Genomic DNA, 5,873 nt, shown 5'->3' with positions numbered 1-5,873 from the left:
CCGGGCGATGAAGTGCTCATGCCCTCGTACACCTTCGCATCGACCGCCAACGCTTTCGTGCTGCGCGGCGCGGTGCCGGTGTTCGTGGATATCCGGCCCGACACGCTCAACCTCGACGAGACGCTGATCGATGGTGCGCTCACGCCGCGCACCCGCGCCATCGTGCCGGTGCACTACGCCGGCGTGGCCTGCGAGATGGACACGATCATGGCCATCGCCGAAGCGCGCCGGCTGATGGTGATCGAGGACGCCGCGCAGGGCATGATGGCCCGCTACAAGGGCCGCGCGCTGGGCTCGATCGGCCACCTCGGCTGCCTGAGTTTTCACGAGACCAAGAACATCATCTGCGGCGAAGGCGGTGCCTTGTTGATCAACCAGCCGGGGCTTATCGAGCGGGCCGAGATCGTGCGTGAGAAGGGCACCAACCGCAGTCAGTTCTTCCGCGGCGAGGTAGACAAGTACACCTGGTGCGAGATGGGTTCGTCCTTCCTGCCCGGCGAGTTGAGCGCGGCCTTCCTGTTGGCGCAACTGGAAGACGCCGAGAGCATCACGCAGCGACGGCTGGCCGTCTGGGATGTCTATCACCAGGCTTTGGCGCCCGCAGAAGCGGCGGGCCTGCTGCGCCGCCCGGTCGTGCCCGAGCACTGCCGCCACAACGCGCACATGTACTACGTCCTCGCCCGGTCGCCGGCGCACCGCACGGCGCTGATCGCTGCGATGCGCAAGCGCGGCGTCGGGCCGGTCTTCCACTACGTGCCACTGCACAGCTCGCCCGCGGGGCGGCGCTACGGCCGCTGCAGCGGGCCGATGACCTACACCGACGCACTTTCGCAACGGCTGCTGCGGCTGCCGCTGTGGATCGGGGTGGACGAGCAGCGTGTGGTGGACAGCCTGCTGGCGTCGGTCGATGCGGTGGCGCAGAGCGCATGAAGATCGTTCACCTTGCTCCGGACGAGAAGTTCGTTCCCCTCGTGCAGGTGCTCTTCGAGGAAGCCTTCCCCGGCCGCAATACCTATCTCGTGCCGCGGCCGAGGAGTGGTTCGCTGAAGTACGTCGCCGACTTGACGAACGTGCGGCTGCGGCGGTCGATCTACTTCAAGCTGGCTCGACTGCTGGCCCGGCAGGTACGCGCCGCCGATCTCCTGGTTGTGCATGGCATGACTCCGCTCTTCGCGAAGGCCCTTCGCGCGGTTCGGCCGGACTGCGTGGTGGTCTGGGTCGGCTGGGGCTTCGACTACTACCGGCTTCTCGAGGACCAGCTCGGCGGCCTGCTCCTCGACAAGACCGCGCGTCTGGAACCCGAAGTCACACGCAGCAGGGACCGACCGAGGCCCCGCAAGCCGCTGCCCATCGTGTCGGTGGCCGCGCGCATCGACGCCTTCAGCGTCAATCCGAGCGAAGTCGACCTGCTCCGCGCCGCCTTGCCGGAACTGCGCGCGACGTATCACGCGCTGCCGTCCTTCACGGTGGAGGACACCTTCGACCGCGGCCCCGCCCTCATGGCGGGCCCTGACATCCTGGTCGGCAATTCGGCCTCCCTGTCCAACAACCATCTCGAAGCCTTCGACATGCTGCTGCCGCTGCTGGGCAGCGACCGCCGGCTGGTGGTGCCTCTGAGTTACGGCAATACCCGCTATGCGGAGCGCGTCGCCCAGGCCGGAAGCGAGCGCTTCGCAGAGCGCTTCGTCGCGCTCAGGAACTGGATGCCGATCGAGGCCTACAACGAGCAGATGCGAAGCTGCGGCTTCGTCGTGATGAACCATCGGCGGCAAAAGGCGGTGGGCACCATCGGCGCGGCGCTGTACAAGGGCGCGAAGGTGTTCCTGCGGCCGGAGAATCCGCTGTTGGGCTTCTATGCCGGCCTGGGCGCTGTGATCCACTCGACCGAAGCGCTGGAGCAAGGTGATCCGCAAGCGCTGGTGCCGCTGCCCGAAGCGGACCGCCGGCGCAACCGCGAAGTCGTCTACGCCCGCTGGGGCCGGCCCAGCGTGCTTGCCGCCATCCGCCGCCTCGCCTCGTACCGCCGCTGAGCCGGTCGGGGGCGGGCCGGGCCGCTGCTTCGGCCGCGCCGGCCGATCCTTGGGGACAATGCATGGCCGGCCGCGCTGCGGCCCTCGCCGACCGGAACATCGACACCATGAAAACAGCGACTTCGCCTCTCGCCGCGCGTCTGAACAAGCTCAAGCGATCCGTGCGCAAGCGGATCGGCTGGCTCGGCGGCGCCGTGGCGGATCGCGCGGGCCGGCCCGAGTTTGCGCCGCGTGGTGAGGTGGCGCCGGACGCGGCAAACGGCACCGCATCGGCAAGCACCGCGGTGCGCCTGAACCTGGGCTGCGGCGACAAGCTGCTGCCGGGTTACGTCAATGTGGACGTGGCGCAGGCGCGCGCGGGCAAATCGCCCGACGTGCTGTGCGACCTGCGTGATCTCGGCGTTTTCGAGTCGGACTCGGCCGACGAGGTGATGGCGATCCACGTCGTCGAGCATTTCTGGCGCTGGGAGATCGAGGCGGTGCTGCGCGAATGGGTGCGGGTGCTCAAGCCGGGCGGCACGATGGTGATCGAATGCCCTAACCTGAAGTCGGCCTGCGAGGCCTTCCTCGCCGACCCCGAGACGGGCTCCCGGCCGGACAAAGCGGGCGGTCAAAGCACCATGTGGGTCTTTTACGGCGATCCGCAGTGGCAGGACCCGCTCATGGTGCACCGCTGGGGCTACACGCCCCACAGCCTGCGCGACCTGCTGGCAAGCGTCGGCCTCGTCGAGGTGCGCCAGGAAGCCGCCCAGTTCAAGAAGCGCGAGCCGCGCGACATGCGCATCGTCGGGCGCAAGCCCTTGCAGCGCGCCTGATGCTTCCTCCCGCGGACATCGCCTTCTGGCCCCACACCACCGACCGCGGCGTCGCCAGCTACCGGATCCGGTGTGCGCTGGTGATCGAAGGGCTGAGCAGGCTGGGCGCACCCGGCCGGCTCTACGCGCCGGGCGACCCGCCGCCGGGGGTGCTGGTTCTCAGCAAGCGCTACGACCCCGCGTCTGTGGCGCAGGCCCAGGCCTTGCGCGAGTCGAGCGGCACGCGATGGGTGCTGGACCTGTGCGACAACCACTTCCACTACCGCCAAGACCAGCCCGTCGGCAGCCACCTGCAGTCCCGTTCGGCTCATCTCGTGGAAGCGGTTCATGCCGCCGACTGGGTGGTCACTGCCTCGCAGCGGCTGGCCGAGGAGGTCAGAACGCATTGCCCGAACGTTCGAGGCATCAGCGTCATCGAGGATGCGGTGGACGACATCACCACGCCGGCGGCACGGAGCGAGAAGCTCGCCCTGGGTGAACACGCTCATCGGCTCCGGCAGGGGCTGTTCTTCGCGTGGCACCCTGCGTCGCCGGGCCGCCGGCTGGTCTGGTTCGGCAACCACGGGTTTCGTCATGCGGACGGCGGCATGCTCGAGTTGGAATCCCTGACCGACGCACTGAACCGGCACCACGCGCGCGCGTCGCTGAGCCTGACGGTCATCAGCAACAGCCACCGCAAGTTTCGCCGGCTGCGGTCGGCCTGGCGGTTTCCGAGCCTGTACCTGCCCTGGTCGAACCGACTGTTCGGCGCGGTCATGCCGGCGCACGGCGTGGCGCTGGTGCCGGTGCCGGTGCAGGCCAACCCGGTCACGGTCTGCAAGACCAACAACCGGTTGGTGACAGCGTTTGCGCTGGGTGTCGCCGTGGCCGCGGGCTCGATTCCTTCCTACGAGGAGTTTCGCGGCCTCGCTGTCCTCGACGATTGGGACGACGGCCTGGGCACGCTGATGAACGATGCCGAGGAGCGCGCACTGCGCGTGCAGCGCGCGCGGCAGTTGATCGACAGCCGCTACACGGTCGAGGTGATCAGCCGCGAGTGGGCCGCGCTGGGCGAGCGGCTCGTTCGTCCCGACGAGGGCGTGGAATCGGCACCGTAAGATGACCGTTCTGGCGTTCGCCCTCCTGTGATGACCACTCTCTTTCTCGCATCGACGCCTTTGCACGTGTTCTTTTCGCTCGGTCTGATGCGAGGGCCGTTCAAGGACCAGGCGCACACGCTGGTGCTCATCGACCAGCGGCCCGGCGAACGCGACTACATCGCGGAGGCCTTGGAGGCCAGTTCCACATCGGAGGTGAGCGTCGTGCGGTTTCCGGCCCTCAGATCGGTCGGGCCCGCGCGTCGTTTGCTGCGCGAGATCAGCGATTTCACGGCGGCGCTGGCCCCCTCGACCCTGGCGATCGGCAACGACCGGCGCACCGAGTTCTACGCTGCCGTGCGCGGCTGCCCCGGGGCGAGGCGCACGTACATCGACGACGGCCTGTACAGCTACCTGCCGCGCCAGGACGCGCAGCCGGTCTGGCGCCAGAACCTCTCCAGCTGGAGGCGCCGGCTCAAGTACGGTCTGCATGTCGAACGGCCCTCGGAGATCGGCGGCTCGCAGGCGGTGCAGGACGCCTACGTGCTGCTGCCCGAGCAGGTGCATTCGGGGCTGCGGGGCAAGCCGGTGCAGCCCCTGCGGCCCGAATGGTTCGCCGATGCCTGGGTGCGCGAGGTCTGCATGACCGCCGCTGTCGCTGCCGGCTTCGACGCGGCGCGCTGCGAAGCGATCCGCCTCCTGCTGCTGCTGCCGCATCCGCGTTTCCTGCAGGCTTATCCGGACCTGCGCCAGCGCATCGAAGCATTGGCCCGGACTCACGCGGAGCGCGGCGACGTGGTCGCGCTGAAGGCGCATCCGGCCGGTGGCGGCATACCGCTGCACCGACAACTGAGCGTGCCAGCCGAAGGGGTGGTGGAGGTGCCGGCGCGGCTTCCGGTCGAAGTGCTGGTGCCGCTGCTGTCGGGCGCGCTGGTCGTCGGCACCTTGACGACGGCGCTGCTGTCGATGGTGTCGCTGGGCGACCGGGTTACCGTGCGCAGCGTGCTGCCGCAATCCGCGCGCGGTGCCGGTCGTCGCTACAACGACCGCGCTTTCGCGGTCTACGAGTCGGTCGGCATCCGACCCATCGACGATGACGCAACGGCGTGAGCGGTGCCGCTAAACTGCGCGGCTTCGCAGGAGCGAGCGCGCACCTGCACTTCGAAGACCGGCCGACAACCGGGTCGAACACCGGCCCGAACACGGCAACCAAGCGATGACCACCGAGCCTTTGCGCATCTACGTCGGCGCCGTCCACTCCCACCGCCTCCTGTTCGAGGTGCTGCGCTGGTCGATCCGCCGCCATGCGTCGCGCCCGGTGGAAGTGCAGTCGATCGGCGAACTGCTCGGCGAAACGCTCGTGCTGCCGCAGCGCCCAGAAAACCGGCCGGGCACGCCGTTCTCTTTTCACCGCTTCGCCGTGCCCATGCTTGCCGGCTGGCGCAGCCGCGCGATCTACGTCGACTCCGACCAACTCGTGCTGCGCGACATCGCCGAGCTGTACGACCGCCCGATGCGTTTCGGCGCGCGGGTGCTGCGGCGCGTCGGCCGCGGCCCGGACGGCGGCACCGGCATGCGCGCCTCCAGCGTGATGCTGCTGCAGTGCGACCGGCTGCGCGACTGGTCGCCGCAACGCATTGCCGACGATCTCGACGGGGGACGCTATAGCTACGAAGCCTTGATGAAACTCAGGCCGATCTGGCTCAAGGGCTCTTTTCCGCGGCACTGGAATTCGTTCGACCACTACGAGCCCGGCCGCACCGGCCTGCTGCACTACACGGGAAAGTCCCGGCAGCCATGGCTGCGGCGCGGCCATCCGTTCGAGTCCTTCTGGTTCGAGGCGCTCTACAGCGGCCTCGACGCTGGCGAGATCAGCCAGGAGGCGATCGACTTCTCGCTCGAGAACGGCTACGTGCGCCCCTCGCTCGCCTGGCAGACGCAGCAGCGCGAGA

The 5,873-nt window shown here is 68.7% G+C and carries 5 protein-coding genes and 1 pseudogene; all 6 read left to right on the top strand.

Going from position 1 to position 5,873, the window contains the following annotated elements; genetic code table 11:
• Positions 1-930 (top strand): dTDP-4-amino-4,6-dideoxygalactose transaminase (gene rffA / locus H0W38_RS15100; RefSeq protein ID WP_292455493.1); only part of this gene is annotated, 930 nt, incomplete at its 5' end.
• Entirely contained in the window at positions 927-2,030 is a 1,104-nt protein-coding gene (locus H0W38_RS15095; protein ID WP_292455491.1) for a TDP-N-acetylfucosamine:lipid II N-acetylfucosaminyltransferase, read from the top strand. The genes rffA and H0W38_RS15095, both read left to right, overlap by 4 nt.
• Positions 2,031-2,137: 107 nt before the next feature.
• A complete protein-coding gene (locus H0W38_RS15090) occupies positions 2,138-2,845 on the top strand; it encodes a methyltransferase domain-containing protein (RefSeq protein ID WP_292455490.1) in 708 nt (235 codons plus the stop codon).
• Positions 2,845-3,942 carry a hypothetical protein gene (locus H0W38_RS15085; protein ID WP_292455487.1) on the top strand — a complete coding sequence of 366 codons (1,098 nt, stop codon included), beginning with the start codon at positions 2,845-2,847 and terminating at the stop codon, positions 3,940-3,942. Before H0W38_RS15090 ends, H0W38_RS15085 begins: the two co-directional genes overlap by 1 nt.
• Positions 3,943-3,972: 30 nt before the next feature.
• Positions 3,973-5,031 (top strand): hypothetical protein, encoded by a 1,059-nt coding sequence (locus tag H0W38_RS15080; protein ID WP_292455485.1) that lies wholly within the window; start codon positions 3,973-3,975, stop codon positions 5,029-5,031.
• A 106-nt stretch (positions 5,032-5,137) separates the two neighbouring features.
• Positions 5,138-5,873: pseudogene (locus tag H0W38_RS15075) on the top strand (hypothetical protein); the annotation flags it as partial.

Source organism: Methylibium sp., from assembly GCF_013817365.1.
Classification (GTDB): domain Bacteria; phylum Pseudomonadota; class Gammaproteobacteria; order Burkholderiales; family Burkholderiaceae_C; genus Methylibium.
Note: the sequence above shows the minus strand (reverse complement) of the source record. Positions and strands in the feature narration are given on the sequence as shown.

Coding starts and splice junctions, on each gene's coding strand:
- H0W38_RS15095 (WP_292455491.1), top strand. CDS start 927: ATGAAGATCGTTCACCTTGCTCCGGACGAGAAGTTCGTTCCCCTCGTG.
- H0W38_RS15090 (WP_292455490.1), top strand. CDS start 2,138: ATGAAAACAGCGACTTCGCCTCTCGCCGCGCGTCTGAACAAGCTCAAG.
- H0W38_RS15085 (WP_292455487.1), top strand. CDS start 2,845: ATGCTTCCTCCCGCGGACATCGCCTTCTGGCCCCACACCACCGACCGC.
- H0W38_RS15080 (WP_292455485.1), top strand. CDS start 3,973: ATGACCACTCTCTTTCTCGCATCGACGCCTTTGCACGTGTTCTTTTCG.